Consider the following 16,489-nt stretch of genomic DNA (forward strand, 5'->3'; position numbering starts at 1 on the left):
CTGGTCGTCGCGGCGCGGCCCTCCGCGGCAGCGCGGCGCCGGTGCCGGTGCCGGTGCCGCGTTGCGGGGGGTTCGGTGGGAGGGTTCGGGGGTGGGCCGGGAGCTGCGGGCCGGGTCAGTTCGCCAGGGCCGGGATGATCCGGGTGCCGTAGGCGTCGACGGTCGCCTCCTTGGCGTCGTGCATGGCGTAGACGGCGAACTGGTCGACGCCGAGGTCGCGCAGGAGGCGCAGCTTGTCCAGGTGCGCCTCGGGCGGACCCAGCAGGCAGAACCGGTCCACGATCTCGTCGGGCACGAAAGCGGTGTCCGGGTTGTCGGCGCGGCCGTGGTGCGCGTAGTCGTAGCCGGTGCGTGCCTTGATGTAGGAGGTCAGCGCCTCGGGCACCAGGCCGGAGTGCTCGCCGTAGCGGGAGACGAGGTCCGCCACGTGGTTGCCGACCATCCCGCCGAACCACCGGCACTGCTCGCGGGCGTGCACCGGGTCGTCCCCCACGTACGCGGGGGCGGCCACGCAGACGGTGAGGCCGTCCGGGTCACGGCCGGCGTCGGCGGCGGCGTCCCGGACGGTTCTGACCATCCACTCGGTGAGGAAGGGGTCGGCGAGTTGGAGGATGAAGCCGTCGGCCAGCCGTCCGGCCATCGTCAGGGCCTTGGGCCCGTAGGCGGCCATCCAGACGGGCAGCCGTCCGTTCTCGACCCAGGGCAGGGTCAGCGCCGTCCCGTCGACGACGGCCTCGCGGCCCTCGGCGAGGTCGCGGATCGCGGTGATCGCCTCGCCGAGCCGGGCGAGCGTGTTCGGTGGCCGCCCCGCCACCCGCATCGCGGAGTCGCCGCGGCCGATGCCGCAGACCGTGCGGTTGCCGTACATCTCGTTGAGGGTGGCGAAGGTGGAGGCGGTGACCTCCCAGGTGCGGGTGCCCGGGTTGGTCACCATCGGACCGACGATCAGCCGCTCGGTGTGCTCCAGGATGCGGCTGTGGATGACGTACGGCTCCTGCCACAGCACCGCGGAGTCGAAGGTCCAGCCGTAGCGGAAACCGTTCGCCTCCGCCCGGCGCATCAGCGCGACGGTGGCGACGCCGGGCGGGTCGGTCTGCAGGACGAGTCCGAAGTCCATGGTCGATCCCCTCACTCCGTCTCGTGCCTAGTCGAGGTACTGGCAGGTCGACCGCTTGACGTACCGGCCGTGGCCGCTGCGTCCCGTCCAGGTGCCGCGGTCGAGGATTCGCTCCCCGCGGGAGAACACCGTCTGCACCTGCCCGGTGATCTGCTTGCCCTCGTAGGCGGAGTAGTCCACGTTCATGTGGTGGGTCGCCGCCGAGAGGGTCTGCCGGGCGTGCGGGTCGTAGATCACCACGTCGGCGTCCGCGCCGGGGGCGAGGGTCCCCTTGCGGCCGGCGAGGCCGAACATCCGCGCCGGGGTGGCGCAGGCGACGTCGATCCAGCGCCGGCGTGAGAGGTGGCCGTCGACCACACCCTGATGCAGCAGGTCCATCCGGTGCTCGACCCCGGGCATCCCGTTCGGGATCTTCGAGAAGTCGCCACGGCCCAGCTCCTTCTGGCCGGTGAAGCAGAACGGGCAGTGGTCGGTGGAGACCACTTGGAGGTCGTCGGTGCGCAGGCCCCGCCAGAGCGCCGCCTGGTGCTCCTTCGGGCGCAGCGGCGTGGAGCAGACGTACTTGGCGCCCTCGAAGTCCGGCTCGGCAAGGTTGTCGGTGGACAGGAAAAGGTACTGCGGGCAGGTCTCGCCGAAGACCGGGAGCCCGAGGTCCCGCGCCCGGGCGAGTTCCGCCACGGCTTCCTCGGCCGAGACGTGCACCACGTAGAGCGGGGCCCCGGCGACCCGGGCGAGCTGGATGGCCCGGTGGGTGGCCTCCGCCTCCAGCAGCGCGCGGCGGACCTCGCCGTGGTGGCGCGGGTCGGTGCGGCCGACGGCGAGCGCCTGCTCCACGAGCACGTCGATGGCGAGGCCGTTCTCCGCGTGCATCATGATCAGCCCGCCATTGTCGGCGCCGCGCTGCATCGCCCGCAGAATCCGGCCGTCGTCGCTGTAGAAGACGCCCGGGTAGGCCATGAACATCTTGAAGGAGGTCACCCCCTCCCCCACCAGCTGGTCCATCTCCTTGAGGGTGTCGTCGTTCACGTCGGAGAGGATCATGTGGAAGCCGTAGTCCACAGCGCACTGGCCCTCGGCCTTGGCGTACCAGGCGTCGAGCCCCTCGCGCAGCGCGTGGCCGCGGGTCTGCACCGCGAAGTCGACGAGCGTGGTGGTGCCGCCCCAGGCGGCCGCCCGGGTGCCGGTCTCGAAGGTGTCCGAGGAGAAGGTGCCGCCGAAGGGGAAGTCCATGTGGGTGTGGGCGTCCACCCCGCCGGGGACGACGTACCTGCCGTCGGCCTCGACGGTGCGGTCCGCCGTCCAGCTCTCGGCGTAGGCGCTGCCGTGCGCGGCGAGGGCGGCGATCCGCTCGCCCTCGATCAGGACGTCGGCGTGAAGTTCCTCCGCGGCGGTGATCACCAGTCCGCCGCGGATCACGGTGCGGGGCATGTCGGCTCCCTCTCGGTGGGCTGCTCAGGCCGGGCGCGGGGCAGTGCGTGGTGCAGGGCGTCCTCCAGCAGCCGGGCGCCCTCCTCGGCCTCGGCGACCGTCAGGGACAGCGGTGGTGCGATGCGCAGCACCGAGCCGGACAAGCCGCCCTTGCCGATGAGCAGTCCGCGGTCGCGGGCGGCCTCCAGCACCGCCGAGGCGGCGTGAGCGTCGGCGAGTTCCACGCCGATCATCAGCCCGCGGCCGCGGACGTCCCGGACGTCGTCGAGCCCGGCGGTGACGGCGCGGAGCCGTTCCAGGAGCAGCCCGCCGACCCGCCGGGCGTTGCCCTGGAGATCGTGCTCCAGCAGGTGGGCGAGGTTGGCGTTGCCCGCGGCCATGGTGACGGGGCTGCCGCCGAAGGTCGAGATGGAGTGGGCGTCCAGGCTGTTCATCACCTCGGCACGGGCGACGACACCGCCGATGGACATGCCGTTCCCGATACCCTTGGCGAAGGTGAGCATATCGGGGGCGCCGTTGGCGCCGTGCGCCTGCCAGCCCCAGAAGTGGTCGCCGGTGCGTCCCCAGCCCGTCTGCACCTCGTCGCTGATCCACAGGATGCCGTGGTCGCGCAGGACCGTGCGGAAGGCCGCGAACAGTCCGTCCGGCGGGGCGGTGAAGCCGCCGACGCCCTGCACGGGTTCGGCGATCAGGGCGGCCACCCCACGGGAGGTCTGGCCCAGCAGGTCCTCCAGGTCCGCCACGCACGCCTCGATGAACGCGGCGTCGTCGAGGTGGGCGAAGGGTCCGCTGCCGCGGACCCCGCCGTGCACCCAGAGGGTCTGGAGGGGCGAGAGGCTGGTCGGCGACCAGGAGCGGTTGCCGGTGATGCCGACGGTGCTGAACGAGCGGCCGTGGTAGCTGTTGCGCATCGCCAGGATCTGGTTCGACCGGCGGTGCGCGGTGGCGAGCAGCAGGGCGGCGTCGTTCGCCTCGGTGCCGGAGGTGGTGAAGAAGACCCGGGCGTCCGGGATGCCGGAGAGCGCGGCGATCCGCTCGGCGAGTTCGACCATCTGCCGGTTCAGGTAGAGCGTGGAACTGTGGACGAGACGGCCGGCCTGCTCGGCGACCGCCTTCGTCACCTCGGGCAGCGCGTGCGCCGTCATGGTCGTGAGGATGCCGCCGAAGAAGTCCAGGTAGCGGCGGCCCTCGGCGTCCCACACGTGGCGGCCCTCACCGTGCGTGAGCTCGATCGGGCGGTCGTAATACAGCGCGAGCCACTCGGGGAGGACAGCGCGGTGCCGGGCGTGCAGGGCGTCGTGCGGGGGCTGCGGCTCGCTCACGGCTGCACCAGCTCCCCGTACGCGTCGGGCCGTCGGTCGCGGTAGAAGGCCCACTGCTGTCTGACCTCGTCGATCAAACCGAAGTCCAGGTCGCGCACGACGAGTTCCTCCTCCTTGTCGGAGGCCGGCTCTCCGACGAACTGACCGCGCGGATCGACGAAGTAGCTGGTGCCGTAGAAGTCGTTGTCGCCGTAGGGCTCCGACCCGACCCGGTTGATGGCGGCGACGAAGTACTCGTTCGCGACGGCGGCGGCGGGCTGCTCCAGTTGCCACAGGTGGGCCGAGAGGCCGCGGGAGGTGGCGGACGGGTTGTACACCAGGTGGGCTCCGGCCAGGCCGAGCGCGCGCCAGCCCTCGGGGAAGTGCCGGTCGTAGCAGATGTAGACGCCGACGCGGCCGACCGCGGTGTCGAAGACGGGCCAGCCGAGGTTGCCCGGCCTGAAGTAGAACTTCTCCCAGAACCCCTTCACCTGCGGGATGTGGTGCTTCCGGTAGCTGCCGAGCACGCTGCCGTCGGCGTCGACGACGACGGCGGTGTTGTAGTGGAAGCCGGAGCTCTCGCGCTCGAAGACCGGCACCACGAGGACCATCCCGGTCTCCCGTGCCAGCTCCCGCATCCGGGTGACGGTCGGCCCGTCCGGTACCGGCTCCGCCCAGCGGTAGTGCTCGGGGTCCTGCACCTGGCAGAAGTAGGGGGCGTTGAAGACCTCCTGGAACCCGATCACCCGGGCACCCCGGCGGGCCGCCTCCCGGGCGTGCTCCTCGTGTTTGGCAATCATCGACTCGGTGTCGCCGGTCCAGCTCGCCTGCACCAGCGCGGCGCGCACTACGTCGGCCATGAGCTGCTCCTATGTCGGGGCGTCAGCCAGGCTTTACGCGGGTAGACCCGCGCGGGGATGCGACCGTATTCCTCGTCACCCTCGGTGGCAAGACCATCGCTGCAACGTCACCGTGTCGATCACGGGTCGTTCAGGTTTCCCGGGACAGCAGGCCCTCGACGTCCCTGGCGTGCTGGGGTGCGACCGACTCGGCCGCGGCCAGCAGCAGCGGCCCGAGGACACGGCGGTCCGGCTCCGCCACCGCGACGGCCTCCTGCGCGGGACGGGCCCGCAGCAGCGCCGCGAGCAGTTCCGTCGCCTCCGCCCGGTGCCCGCCGGCGTCCAGCGCGAGCGCCGTGCCGGCCACCTCGTCCACCGGCCTGGCCACGCTCTGCCGCAGCAGCCGGCCGCAGTCCCGGTGCCGTCCCGCCGCCGCGAGCGCCGCCGCGGCGGCGGCCAGCGGCTGCGGCGGCAGACAGGCGGTCTCCCACAGCAGCGCGGCGACGTCCGGGGCCAGTCCGGCCCGTTCCAGCGCCGCCGCGAGCAGCGGCACCCGTCCGGCCGGCCACAGCGCCGCCGTGCACAGCAGCGCGTGCGCCTCCCCGCTCCGCCCCGCCGCGCGCAGCCCGGCGAGTCGCGTCACGGCCTCCTCGACCGCGCGTCGGGCCTCCTCGGACACCGGAGGCGGAGCGGTCCCGGTACGGGCGGCGCCGTCCTGGGCCGGTGCCGCGCCGGCGAAGCGCGCGCCGCGGGGCGCCCGCCCCGCGAGCGGCGGTGCGGGGGCGTACGGCTCCGGGGCGGCGGACGCGGTCCCGGGTTCCGTCGCGGCTCCGTGACGCCTGTCTGCGGCGGAGCCCGGCATGCCCGTCCGCCGCTCGCCCGCGTCGGCCGGTACGGACCGCGGGGCGCCCTTCGGCTCAGCGGGGTCGAGCCCGGCGAACCGGGCTCCGCGCGGCCGGGCCCGGGGCCGGATCAGCGCCTGCCCCCCGTCTGCCCCGGGGGGCGCCGGCCCGGGGGCGGGACTGCGGGCGGGAGTGCTCGCGGCAGCGGGCAACGCGGCGAGACGGTCCCGGAGTTCGGTGCACCGGGCCTCGGCGCGCCGGAGATCGTCCCTCGTCCAGGCGAGGTCGGCGGCGCACCGGTCGGCCTCGGCGGTGCCGTCGCCGGACCTGGCCCCGGCGAGGGCCGCCGTCAGCTCCCCCACCCGGCGCCGGGCGTGGTCGCGCGCCTCCTCCATGGCGGTGAGACGCTCCCGCAGTCCGGCTCGTCCGCTGAACTGCCGGTCGTGCGCGGTCACCGCCTCCGCCCAGCGGGGCCGCACCCGGGCGGCGGTCCGCTCCGCCGTGTCGGCGCCGTGCCGCTCGGCCACGTCCTGGAGCAGGGCGTCGACGACGTCCCAGGGCGGTATCTCCCGACCGTCCAGGCAGGCTGCGATCCCCTGCGCGTCCCGCTGCACGAAGACCCCGTACCAGCCCGCGGAGGAGTCGAGCAGCGCGATGACCGCGCGCAGCTCCCTCGCGAAGCCGACCACGGCGTCGGGAAGTCGGTGGCCGTTGCGCCCGTCCGTCATGGGGGCATCCGACACCACGCGTGTGATGTTCCCGGTTACGAACAGGCAACAGGGAGTTTTCCCCGGGAGCGCGCGGGGGCGCACACCCGGCCGTCCCGGGCCACCGCCGGCCGCCCCCGGAGGTCCGGGCCGGGCGGAAACCGCCGTACAGGGCTTAGGCTCCCGCCCCATGGACGACACGTTGCTTCTCCTCGGTGCCGCCCTGCTCGGCGCCGCGCTCGGCGCCGGCACGGGCTGGTGCATACGCACGTATACCTGGCGGCGCGGGCTGCGCCGCACCCAGCGCTTCCTGGGTCTCCCGGACAACTCCGAGTGCCTGCTGGTGGTCAACCGCGAGTCCGGTGGGGACGGCGCGATCGCCCGCAACGACGCCTTCGCGATGCTGGAGCTGTCCGCGCTGGTGAAGGACTGCCAGGCACACGTGCAGGTGCTGTCGGCGGACACCGCTCAGCAGGGTTTCGGGGAGCGGACGGAGTTCTGCGTCGGGGGCCCGGTGTCGAATCGGCGCACCGCCGCCCACCTCCAGTCGCTCCTGCCGGGCGTGCGGGTGGACACCGAGACCGGACAGGGACCCGACCGGGGCTCGTTCAGCATCGGCAGCGAGCGCTACCGGCTGGCGAGCGGCACCGCCGAGCACGTGCTGCTGGCCCGGCTGACGGCGGGTCAGGACGCCCGTCCCGTCTTCCTCGTCTGCGGCCAGCGCTCCATCACCAGCCAGGCCGCCACCCGCTACCTCGCACGCAACCACCGGCGACTCGCCCGCAAGCACGGCGTCAACGGCAGCTTCTGCCTGCTGCTCAAGGTGGTGAACTCACAGGCGTACGGACCGGACGTGGTCGAGTTGGTGGGCGACGTCACCAAGACCGCGACCATGCCGCCGCCGACCCCGGTACCGAGCGGCGACAGCAAAGGCGCCCACCGCGCGAAGTGAGCGGACCGGAAGTGCGGCGGGCGAGCTGATTCCCCGCCCGGGCGGGAAGGCTTACCGCAGCGCCCCGGGCCCGCCCGGGACCGTGGAGAGCCGTGAACACTCGTGGAGAGGGCCCCGCATGGACGACACCAGGCCGGTCTACCAGCGCATCGCGGACGACCTGCGCCGCCGCATCGACGAGGGCGTCCTCCCGGTCGGCGCCCGCATCCCCTCCAGGACGGAACTCAAGGCGGAGTACGCCGCAAGCGACCAGACGGTGGACCGGGCCGTCCGGGTACTCAAGGCCGCGGGCTACGCGGACGGGCAGTTCGGCCGCGGGGTGTACGTCGCGGACCGGGCGCCGCTGGGCACGCTGCTGCGGGACACCAGCACCGTCGACTCCCCGTTCGCCGCCCGCATCCGGGCCGGCGGGCAGTCGGCCACCGTGCCCGCCACCCAGTGGGACGCCGGGTCCAGCAGCACCGTCGCACCGCCGCGGATCGCCGCGCGGCTCGGCGTCGAGACCGGGGCGCCGGTGATGTGCACCCGCTACGAGTTCACCGCGAACCGGCGGCCGCTCCAACTCTGCACGAGCTGGGAGCCGCTTGCGGTGACCGCGGACACCGACGTGGTCCACCCCGAACGCGGGCCGTACGCGCGGCGCGGGGTGCGGGGGCGGTTCGCGGCGATCGGCGTCCAGGTGGTGCGCGCCGCCGAACTCGTCGGCGCGCGTCCGGCGACCACGCCGGAGGCGGGCGCCCTGGGGTGCGCGGCGGGGCAGTGCGTCACGGTGGTGGAGCGCACGCACTTCGACGCGGACGACCGCCCGGTGGAGACCTCGGACCTGGTGATCCGGGCCGACCAGTGGCGTCTGGAGTACCGGATCGACCTCACCGGCCACGGTGAGCGCCTCCGTCAGGCCTCGGAGGCCTCGGCGTAGACCTGGGACAGCTCCGGACTCCCGCTGTCCGCCCAGGAGCGGCCCTCTGCCGCCACGTCCACCTCCCGGCCCGAGGCGAGGAGGACGACCGGGTGCCCGTTCGGCCAGACCTGCCAGCGGGCACCCGCCAGGGTGCGCACCACCACCGTGCCCAGGTAGAGCCCGGCGTCGTTGCCGAGCCAGGGCTGCACGTCCGGGTCCTCGCGCCAGCGCGGCAGCAGCTGGTCCAGTGCCTCCAGGGAGGCGGGCGAATCGTCGAGCGCGAAGCCACTGTCCGCCGCGAGGTCGCGCAGCAGCTCGCACTCGGACAGGAGCTGGCCGATACCCGCGCCGTCCTCCCGGGCCGTGGCCGTCACCGCCGTACCGTGCGCGGGACCGTGGCGCTTGCGCCAGTTGTCCAGGAAGGAGATGTTCATACCCCTCAGGGTCGCATCCGCCGGCAACGGAGCACCACAGGCACGCCGTTCCGTGCCCCTCGCGGCCGGAGGCGGGGACGGCCGGACGGGGTCGCCGGACCCTCGTCCAGGGCGCCGACGAGCGGTGCACCGGGTACCGGCGCTACCGTGGCGGGATCGAATCCCTGCCCGTTTTCTCCACTTTCCGAGCTTTTCCGCTTTCCGAGCTCCACCGCTCCGCGCTGTCCGTCCGTGTCCGGTCCCTCCGGTGAAGGGGTGGCGGGTGCCCTCACGTCCTCGCGGTGCCGCCGTGGCGGCGGCCCTGACCCTGCTCGCGGTGCTTCAGACCGCCCCGGCCGCGGAAGCCCGTCCGGTGGACGCCCGGCCGGTCACGGTCACGGGCCCGGCGGAGCCCGGGCCGGCGGGCCGGGCCGGACGGCAGGGGGCGGCCCGTCCGGTACTGCCGCTGGGGCGGCATTTCGACAACCGGGCGATCAGCTCCCGGGAACGTCCCGGCGAGGCCGACTTCGACGGTGCCGGCAGCTCGCTGCCCGCCGGCGCGCTGGCGGACGCCGGCTGGACGCCGGGCACCGCCGTACGGCTCGACACGGGCACACTGCGGCTGCCCGCCACCCGGCCTGGCCATCCCGACAACGTCCGGGCGGACGGCCAGCGGGTGCTGCTCTCCGGCGCCGGACGGGCCCTGACCTTCCTCACCGCGAGCACCTCCCCGCACTCCGCCTCCGCACCGCGCCACCGGGGCTACCCGGTGACGCGGAGCGGCCACGGCACGGTGCACTACCGGGACGGCGGACGGTCCGCGTTCCGGCTCACCGCGGGCGACTGGCTCCACGGCCCGGAGGCCACCGCCGCCGTCACCCTTCCCCGAATCAACAGCGCGCACGGCGGCCCGGGCGGCCGGCCCCGCCTCTACGCGGTGAGCGTGCCGGTGGAACCCGGCCGCCCGCTCGCCTCGGTCACGCTCCCCCGCGACCCGGGGCCCGGGGCCGACCTGCACGTCTTCGCACTCGCGGTGCACCGGCCCGAGCCGGGGTGGACGGGCAGTTGGGCGGCGAGCACCGGCGGATACACCGCCGTCGGACCGTGGACCGACCGGACGCTGCGCCTGGTGGTGCGGCTGAGCACCGGCGGGACACGGGTCCGTGTCCGGCTGGCGAACACCTTCGCGGACGAGCCGCTGCGCCTGGGGGCGGCGTCCGTCGCCGTCCGCCGCGCGGGCGCCGCCGCCGCCGGACCGCCGGTGCCGCTGACCTTCGGCGGAGCCGGCTCCCCGCGGGTGCCGGCGGGGGCACTGGTCCGCAGCGATCCAGTGCGGCTCCCGGTGCCGGACGGCGCCGAACTGCTGGTCAGCCTGCATCTGCCGGGGACGGTGACGGCGGCCCCGGTGCACGCGGTGGCCCTGACCCGCTCCTACAGCACCGCCGACGGCGCCGGCGACCGCAGCGCGCAGCGGCTCGGCGGCGGCTTCCGGCCCGCCCTCGGGTTCTGGCCCTTCCTGACCGGGGTGGACACCGACGGCGGCGCCGGTGCGGTGGCGGTGCTCGGCGACTCCGTCACCGACGGCGTCGGGTCCACATCGGGGACGGACCGGCGCTGGACGGACGTGCTGGCCCGCCGGCTGTCCGAGGCGCGGCACGACGGCGCCGAGGCCCGCGGAGTGCTCAACCACGGCATCGCGGCCAACCGGATCATCACCGACCGCTACGACGGGGACGGCACCACTGCGGACACGGCGGGCGTGGCCGCCCGGCACCGGCTGGAGCGGGACGTGCTCGCGCAGACCGGGGTGCGCACCCTGGTGCTCTTCGAGGGCATCAACGACCTGCGCTGGGGCCATCCGGCCGCGGAGGTGGTCGCGGGGATGCGGTCGCTGGCGGACCAGGCGCACCGACGGGGACTGCGGGTGGTCGGCGCGACGCTGGCACCGTGCGGAGGGCGGCCCGAGTGCACACCGGCGCTCGACGCCCGGCGGCGCTCCGTCAACGCCTTCGTCCGGGACAGCGGCGGCGTGTTCGATGCCGTGCTCGACTTCGACACGGTGCTGCGCGACCCGGACCACCCGGACCGGCTGCTGCCGCGCTTCGACAGCGGCGACCGGCTCCACCCGGGGGACGCGGGGCTGCGGGCACTGGGCGAGTCGGTCGATCCGGACGTGCTCTTCCCCGGCGGCGCCCCACCCGGAGCGGCCTTCCCCGGCGGCTGACGTCCGGCGGGCTCGGCTCCCCGCCCCGGGCGCGGGACGCCTCTGGCCCCAGCCACGGGAGCGGAGCCGGGTACGGAGGGCGTGCGCCCGGGGCCGCCTACGGTCAGGGCGGTTCCACCCGGTGCAGGCCGCGGACCGGGGACGAGCGGTCGCCCGATGCGGCGAACGGAACGGCGAACGGAACGGCGAGGAGGGCGGCGGTGGGCCGAGGCATCCTCAGACGTCCAGGTCGACGACGAGCGGCGCGTGGTCCGAGGCGCCCTTGCCCTTCCGAGCCTCGCGGTCGACATAGGCGTCCGCGACTGCCGTGCGGAACGGTTCGTTGCCGTAGACGTGGTCGATCCGCATGCCCTTGTTCTTCGGGAAACCGAGCATCCGGTAGTCCCAGAAGGTGAACGGGACGTCGTACTTGAGCGCCCGGGGGCGGACCTCGGCGAGTCCGGCCCCGCCGAGCGCGGCCAGGGCGTCCCGCTCCGCCGTGCTGACGTGAGTGGCGCCCTCGAAGAGGGAGATGTCCCAGACGTCCTCGTCCGCGGGGGCCACGTTGAAGTCACCCAGCACAGCGAAGGGCGCGTCGCCGCGGGCCTCGCCGTCCACCGCCTCCCTCAGCGCGGCCAGCCAGCGCAGCTTGTAGGCGTAGTGCGGGTGGCCCACCTCGCGCCCGTTCGGCACGTACACCGACCACACCCGGACCCCGGCGCAGGTGGCGCTGACCGCGCGCGGTTCCTCGACGTCCTCGAAGGACGGGCCGCCCGGGAGTCCGAGGACGGGGTCCTCGACGCCGACCCGGGAGAGCACGGCGACTCCGTTCCAGCGACCGGAGGCGTTGACCGCGGCCTCGTAACCGCGTTCGCGCAGTCGCTCCGCCGGGAACTGCTCCGCGGTGCACTTCAGCTCCTGGAGGCAGAGCACGTCGGCGCCCGTGGCCTCCGTCCAGTCCAGCAGCCGGTCCAGCCGGGGGTTGATGCCGTTGATGTTCCAGGTGGCGATGCGCAGGCCCATGGTCCCAACCTACCCGCTGCGGCCCCTCCCGGCGGCGCGGTCGGCGGGCTTCCCCGCGGCGGGCCCGGGGCCCGCCGCACCCGGGTCACAGGTCGGCGGACTCCCCCGGGGCCAGCCTCCGGTGCTCGGTGCCGCCGATGCCCGGACCGGCCGACGACAGCATCCGCCCGTACACCGGCCGGGCGAGGTCGGACAGCAGGCCGTCGTGCACGTCGATCGCCTGGCGGGCGCCGACCTCGCGCAGGTACTCGACCACCTCGGCGAACTTGCTCCACGGTGCCTGCAAGGGCAGCAGCAGGGTGTCCACCGTCCGGTCCGGCACGGTGAAGGCGTCACCCGGGTGGAAGACGGCCCCGCCGCCGACGAGGTAACCGACGTTGGAGATCCGCGGGATGTCCGGGTGGATCACGGCGTGCAGCTCGCCGTGGGCCTCCACCTCGAACCCGGCCGCGCGGAAGGTGTCGCCGTGTCCGACGGTGTGCACCCGCCCCGGAAAGGCCGGCGCGAGCTGCTCCGCCACGCTGTGCAGGGTCCACAGCTCCGTCCCGGGGCGGGCCTCCAGGGCGGCGCGCAGCCGCCTCTCGTCGAAGTGGTCGGGGTGCTCGTGCGTGACCAGGATCGCGTCGGCACCCGCGGCGGCCTCCTCCTCGGTGAAACCGCCGGGGTCGATGACGAGTACGCGTCCGTCCTTCTCCAGGCGGACGCAGGCGTGGGTGTGTTTCGTCAGCCGCATGGTCCCCATTGTCCTACTGGCGGTGGGTGGTTTCCTCCCGGACCACGCGTTGGGCCACCGCGAAGGCCGCGTTCGCTGCGGGGACGCCGCAGTACACGGCGGTGTGCATCAGCACCTCGCGGATCTCGGTCGGGGTGAGGCCGTTGCGCAGCGCGGCGCGGGTGTGGAAGGCGAGCTCGTCCAGGTGCCCGCGAGCGACGAGGGAGGTCAGCGTGATCACCGAGCGCGTGCGGCGGTCCAGTCCGGGCCGGGACCAGACCTCGCCCCAGGCGTAGCGGGTGAGGAAGTCCTGGAAGTCCGCGGTGAACTCGTCGGCGCCGGCGGCGGCGCCGTCCACATGGGCGTCGCCCAGCACCTCGCGGCGCACTCGCATCCCGCTGTCGTACGGGTCGGGCCGTCCGGTGGGGGCGTCGGCCGCGGTGAGTTCGGCTATGGCCGCGCTGTGCGGGGGCGCCGGGTCCAGGACGGGCGCGGGCGCTGCGGTGTGCGCACCGCTGGCCGAACCGTCCTGCCAGACGGTGGAGAAGTGCTTCAGCAGCAGCTCCGACACCTCGCCGGGCCGCTCGACGGGAGTGAGGTGCGCGGCGGCGGGCACCATCGCGAGCCGGGCGTCCGGTATCCCGGCGACGAGCGCCCGCGCGTCCGCGGGAGGCGTCGCCTGGTCCTCCGCACCGGCGACGACCAGCGTGGGCACCGTCATCCGCGGCAGCGCGTCGCGGATGTCGAAGGCGGCGAGGGCCTCGCAGGCGGCGATGTAGCAGCCGGGGTCGGTGGTGCGCACCATCTGCACGGCCCAGTCGACGATGGCCGTCTGCACCTGCCGGAAGGTGTCGGTGAACCAGCGTTCCGGGGTGGCGCGGGCGATCGGGTCCAGGCCGTTGGTCCGCACCACCACGCCGCGCTGCCGCCAGTCGTCCGCGGTGCCGTAGCGTGGCGAGGAGGAGATCAGGGCGAGCGAGGTCAGCCGGTGCGGCTGGGTGAGGGCGAGTTGGGAGCCGATCGCGCCGCCCAGCGAGCAGCCGGCGTAGCCGAACCGGTCCGCGCCCACGGAGTCCAGCGTGGCGAGCAGCCGGGCGGCGAGCTCGGGCACGGAGGAGCCCGGGTAGGCGGGCGAGCCGCCGTGGCCCGGCAGGTCGTAGCGCAGCACCCGCCAGTTGCGGGTGAGTTCGGGGAGCTGCCGGTCCCACATGTGCCATGTGGTGCCGAGCGCGGGGCCCAGGACGAGCAGCGGGGCGCGTTCCGGCCCTTCGAGGCGGTACTGCAGGAGGTTCGCCGGTGTCTCACTCACCCGTCAGACCCTCTCACGTCCCACGGGATCGCACACCGCTGGGGGAAGGCCGGTGGCCGTGCTCCTTCCGGCGCCCGTCAGGGGCGGAAGGCCAGTTCGGGCTCCTTCGGAGGGCCGCCGGAGATGCTGGTGGTCAGTTCGGCGCACAGGTCGCGGAGCTTCATGTTCCGGTTCTGCGACGCGGAACGCAGGACACCGAAGGCCTCGTCTGCCGAACACCGCCGCTTCCCCATGATCACGCCGAGGGCCTGGTCGACGACACTGCGGGGCTGCATGGCGGCCTTCATCCACGTGCTCGAAGGCTCCGGCCGGGGCCGCGTAGAGGTTCAGGGCGCTGGCGGTGCGGGTGCGGTCGGCAGTCGGCAGTCGGCAGTCGGCAGTCGGCAGTCGGCAGTCGGCAGTCGGCAGTCGGCAGCGAGAACGAGGCGCGGATGCCGCAGGCCGCGGCACAGGACGGGCAGTCGCCCCATCGCGTCTCCTCGAACATGTCGTGGACCACGACCTCCTTGCCGGAGCGCAGCGCCTGGAGGCAGGGGCCGCCGCCCTGTCCGTACGGCTTCTCGTCGAGCAGTGTCGCCACGGTTCCGGCGCTGACCAGCGTCGGCGGCCGGCCCCCCGTTCCGGCATGATGCCCTCGGCGGAGGCAGAGCCCGAGGGCGGCCTGGTGGCGGCTGACGCGGCGCGGCCGTCACCGCTCAGGCCGCCGTCCCGCCCCCGTGTCCGGGCCGGGAACGCGCCGCGTACTCCCTCGGGCGGCCGGGACGAACGCAACTGACCAGCATGTCAGTCAGTAGCACAACACCGTTTCCACCTGCACTTATATGCTGTGCTTGTTGAGTTAATCGCAACATTGTCCTAGGGTCGCATCTCGTGGAAACCGACGACGTCCTCGACGGCGCACCGACCGCCGACACCGCCGCCCGCGTCCGCGAGGTCATCGCGGACGCGGGCGTCAGCCAGCGCGAGTTCGCGCGCCGTGTCGTCATGGACCCGTCCAAGCTCTCGCGTTCACTGAGCGGCACCCGCCGCTTCACGGCAGCGGAGCTGGCGCGGATCGCCGACGAGGGCCGGGTCGACGCCGGCCGGCTCCTCGGCACCCGGCCGCGCGGGGAGCACACCGCGCCGGCTGTCGGCATCGAGGGCGGGCGACCGTTGCAGATCGTCCGCGAGACGGTCCGGCTGATCGCGGAGTACGGCTTCCACGCGGTGCGGGTCGCCGACATCGCCCGCGCCTGCGCCACCAGCAGCGCCGCGATCCACTACCACTTCCCCGGCCGCGCCGAACTGCTGGAGGCGGCCGTGCGCTGGTGCATGGACGAGGACACCGCGCGCCGTGCCGTCCGTCTCGCCGAGGCGGACGACGCGGCGTCGGAGCTGCGCCGACTCATCGCGCTGCAGACGCCGCGCACCGCACAACAACGCCGCCAGTGGGCGGTGTGGCTCGACCTGTGGGCCGAGGCCGCGCGCTCCACGACGGTCGGCCGACTGCACTCCGAGTACTACCGGCAGTGGCGGGAGACCGTCGCCGACGTGGTACGCCGAGGTGTCGCGGAAGGCGTGTTCCGCGCCGGGCTCGACCCGCAGGCGGCGGCACTGACGCTGACCGCGCTGATCGACGGCCTCGCGACGCACGTCCTCTCGGTGAGCGGGCTGGCGGCCGCGACGGCCGCGGACGAGATGCACTCCGCGCTGACCACCCACGTCACCCACTCGATCCTGGCTCCGTAGCCCGCATGCCGCGGAACTCCGGTCCCTTGCCCCGCATCCCGCCCCGCTCCCGCCGGAGCGGCACGACCTCGGGAGGTTCCCGCATGTCCGTGACCGAGAACGTCATCATCACCTGCGCGCTCACGGGCGCCGGTGACACCGTCCGCAAGAGCCCCCACGTCCCCGTCACCCCGGAGCAGATCGCCGGGAACGCCGTGGCGGCGGCCGCCGCCGGAGCGGCCGTCGTCCACATCCACGTACGCGACCCGGAGACCGGCGCTCCCTCACGCGACCCGAAGCTGTACCGGGAGGTCGTCGAGCGCGTCAAGGAGACCGGCGCCGACGTCGTCATCAACCTCACCGCCGGGATGGGCGGCGACCTGGTCATCGACCCGGGCGACCCACTCACCCACCTGCCGGGCACCGACCTCGTCAGTGGTCCCGAGCGCCTTCCGCACGTCGAGGACCTGCTCCCCGACATCTGCACGCTGGACTGCGGTTCGCTCAACTTCGGCGACGGCTCGAACCTCTACGTCTCGACGCCCGACATGCTGCGCGCGGGCGCGCGGCGCATCCAGGAGCTGGGCGTGCGGCCCGAGCTGGAGATCTTCGACACGGGGCAGCTCTGGTTCGCCAAGCAGTTGCTCGCCGAGGGCCTGCTGGACGACCCGACCGTCTTCCAGCTCTGCATGGGCATTCCGTGGGGCGCGCCCGCGGACCCCGGTGTGCTCCAGTCGATGGTCAACATGCTGCCGGACGGCGCCCGCTGGGCCAGCTTCGCGCTCGGCCGGATGCAGATGCCGTGGGTCGCGCAGTCGATCCTGCTCGGTGGGCACGTCCGTGTGGGCCTGGAGGACAACCTGTACCTCGGCAAGGGCAACAAGGCGACCAACGCGCAGCTCGTCGAGCGGGCCGTGACCCTCACCGAGTCGCTCGGCGCACGCGTCGCGACACCGGACGAGGCCCGTGCCGTGCTCGGCCTCAGATCTCGTCCGTAGCCCCGCGTCCCCTCCCGACGACGACAGGATCTCCCCT

General features: G+C 74.0%; 16 protein-coding genes. 5 read left to right on the forward strand and 11 right to left on the reverse strand.

Annotation, left to right across the window (positions count from 1 at the left end; translation table 11 throughout):
• Nucleotides 1–115 precede the first annotated feature (115 nt).
• From H300_RS0108515 to H300_RS0108535, 5 genes are all read right to left on the reverse strand, one after another.
• Nucleotides 116–1,117, reverse strand: coding sequence for a TIGR03842 family LLM class F420-dependent oxidoreductase (locus H300_RS0108515; RefSeq protein ID WP_028427093.1), 1,002 nt, complete (start codon nt 1,115–1,117; stop codon nt 116–118).
• A gap of 27 nt (nt 1,118–1,144) precedes the next feature.
• A complete protein-coding gene (hydA, locus tag H300_RS0108520; protein ID WP_028427094.1) occupies nt 1,145–2,545 on the reverse strand; it encodes a dihydropyrimidinase in 1,401 nt (466 codons plus the stop codon).
• Nucleotides 2,530–3,867, reverse strand: a complete 1,338-nt coding sequence (locus tag H300_RS25760; protein ID WP_051269789.1) for a class-III pyridoxal-phosphate-dependent aminotransferase — start codon at nt 3,865–3,867, stop codon at nt 2,530–2,532. The genes hydA and H300_RS25760 overlap by 16 nt, the downstream gene beginning before the upstream one ends.
• A complete protein-coding gene (locus H300_RS0108530; RefSeq protein WP_028427095.1) occupies nt 3,864–4,706 on the reverse strand; it encodes a nitrilase-related carbon-nitrogen hydrolase in 843 nt (280 codons plus the stop codon). Before H300_RS0108530 ends, H300_RS25760 begins: the two co-directional genes overlap by 4 nt.
• 130 nt (nt 4,707–4,836) lie before the next feature.
• Nucleotides 4,837–6,255, reverse strand: a complete 1,419-nt coding sequence (locus H300_RS0108535) for a hypothetical protein (protein WP_037979559.1) — start codon at nt 6,253–6,255, stop codon at nt 4,837–4,839.
• Between the two features lie 169 nt (nt 6,256–6,424).
• Between H300_RS0108535 and H300_RS0108540 the strand changes: the two genes are divergently transcribed.
• Complete coding sequence (locus H300_RS0108540; protein WP_028427097.1) at nt 6,425–7,186, forward strand: hypothetical protein; 762 nt, start codon at nt 6,425–6,427, stop codon at nt 7,184–7,186.
• 118 nt (nt 7,187–7,304) lie between these two features.
• Nucleotides 7,305–8,105: a GntR family transcriptional regulator gene (locus H300_RS25765; RefSeq protein WP_051269792.1), complete on the forward strand. Its 801-nt coding sequence runs from the start codon at nt 7,305–7,307 to the stop codon at nt 8,103–8,105.
• Here H300_RS25765 and H300_RS0108550 read toward each other — a convergent pair.
• The gene (locus tag H300_RS0108550) at nt 8,081–8,521 is read right to left on the reverse strand and encodes a DUF6278 family protein (protein WP_028427098.1); all 441 of its coding nucleotides are present in this window, start codon (nt 8,519–8,521) and stop codon (nt 8,081–8,083) included. The genes H300_RS25765 and H300_RS0108550 overlap by 25 nt on opposite strands.
• 262 nt (nt 8,522–8,783) lie before the next feature.
• Between H300_RS0108550 and H300_RS25770 the strand changes: the two genes are divergently transcribed.
• Nucleotides 8,784–10,724, forward strand: coding sequence for a GDSL-type esterase/lipase family protein (locus H300_RS25770; protein WP_486583660.1), 1,941 nt, complete (start codon nt 8,784–8,786; stop codon nt 10,722–10,724).
• 216 nt (nt 10,725–10,940) lie between these two features.
• Here the strand turns inward: H300_RS25770 and H300_RS0108565 are convergent, their stop codons facing one another.
• The 5 genes from H300_RS0108565 to H300_RS31800 all read right to left on the reverse strand — a co-directional run bounded on the left by H300_RS0108565 (nt 10,941) and on the right by H300_RS31800 (nt 14,327).
• Entirely contained in the window at nt 10,941–11,720 is a 780-nt protein-coding gene (locus H300_RS0108565; RefSeq protein WP_028427099.1) for an exodeoxyribonuclease III, read from the reverse strand.
• Nucleotides 11,721–11,811: 91 nt separating this feature from the next.
• Entirely contained in the window at nt 11,812–12,459 is a 648-nt protein-coding gene (locus H300_RS0108570; RefSeq protein ID WP_028427100.1) for an MBL fold metallo-hydrolase, read from the reverse strand.
• Between the two features lie 13 nt (nt 12,460–12,472).
• On the reverse strand, nt 12,473–13,747 hold the full coding sequence (gene pcaDC / locus H300_RS0108575; RefSeq protein WP_028427101.1) for a bifunctional 3-oxoadipate enol-lactonase/4-carboxymuconolactone decarboxylase PcaDC: 1,275 nt from the start codon (nt 13,745–13,747) through the stop codon (nt 12,473–12,475).
• 77 nt (nt 13,748–13,824) lie between these two features.
• On the reverse strand, nt 13,825–14,022 hold the full coding sequence (locus H300_RS30980) for an ANTAR domain-containing protein (RefSeq protein WP_486583661.1): 198 nt from the start codon (nt 14,020–14,022) through the stop codon (nt 13,825–13,827).
• A gap of 8 nt (nt 14,023–14,030) precedes the next feature.
• Complete coding sequence (locus H300_RS31800) at nt 14,031–14,327, reverse strand: GAF domain-containing protein (protein WP_199779152.1); 297 nt, start codon at nt 14,325–14,327, stop codon at nt 14,031–14,033.
• A 290-nt stretch (nt 14,328–14,617) separates the two neighbouring features.
• Here H300_RS31800 and H300_RS0108585 point away from each other — a divergent pair, with 290 nt between their 5' ends.
• Complete coding sequence (locus H300_RS0108585; RefSeq protein WP_028427103.1) at nt 14,618–15,475, forward strand: TetR family transcriptional regulator C-terminal domain-containing protein; 858 nt, start codon at nt 14,618–14,620, stop codon at nt 15,473–15,475.
• Nucleotides 15,476–15,558: 83 nt separating this feature from the next.
• Nucleotides 15,559–16,452 carry a beta-keto acid cleavage family enzyme gene (locus H300_RS0108590; RefSeq protein ID WP_028427104.1) on the forward strand — a complete coding sequence of 298 codons (894 nt, stop codon included), beginning with the start codon at nt 15,559–15,561 and terminating at the stop codon, nt 16,450–16,452.
• Nucleotides 16,453–16,489: the final 37 nt, after the last annotated feature.

The sequence above is a fragment of the Streptomyces sp. TAA040 genome, from assembly GCF_000424845.1.

Coding starts and splice junctions, on each gene's coding strand:
- H300_RS0108540 (WP_028427097.1), top strand. CDS start 6,425: ATGGACGACACGTTGCTTCTCCTCGGTGCCGCCCTGCTCGGCGCCGCG.
- H300_RS0108515 (WP_028427093.1), bottom strand. CDS start 1,117: ATGGACTTCGGACTCGTCCTGCAGACCGACCCGCCCGGCGTCGCCACC.
- hydA (WP_028427094.1), bottom strand. CDS start 2,545: ATGCCCCGCACCGTGATCCGCGGCGGACTGGTGATCACCGCCGCGGAG.
- H300_RS30980 (WP_486583661.1), bottom strand. CDS start 14,022: ATGCAGCCCCGCAGTGTCGTCGACCAGGCCCTCGGCGTGATCATGGGG.
- H300_RS25765 (WP_051269792.1), top strand. CDS start 7,305: ATGGACGACACCAGGCCGGTCTACCAGCGCATCGCGGACGACCTGCGC.
- H300_RS0108570 (WP_028427100.1), bottom strand. CDS start 12,459: ATGCGGCTGACGAAACACACCCACGCCTGCGTCCGCCTGGAGAAGGAC.
- H300_RS0108530 (WP_028427095.1), bottom strand. CDS start 4,706: ATGGCCGACGTAGTGCGCGCCGCGCTGGTGCAGGCGAGCTGGACCGGC.
- H300_RS0108590 (WP_028427104.1), top strand. CDS start 15,559: ATGTCCGTGACCGAGAACGTCATCATCACCTGCGCGCTCACGGGCGCC.
- H300_RS0108535 (WP_037979559.1), bottom strand. CDS start 6,255: ATGACGGACGGGCGCAACGGCCACCGACTTCCCGACGCCGTGGTCGGC.
- H300_RS0108550 (WP_028427098.1), bottom strand. CDS start 8,521: ATGAACATCTCCTTCCTGGACAACTGGCGCAAGCGCCACGGTCCCGCG.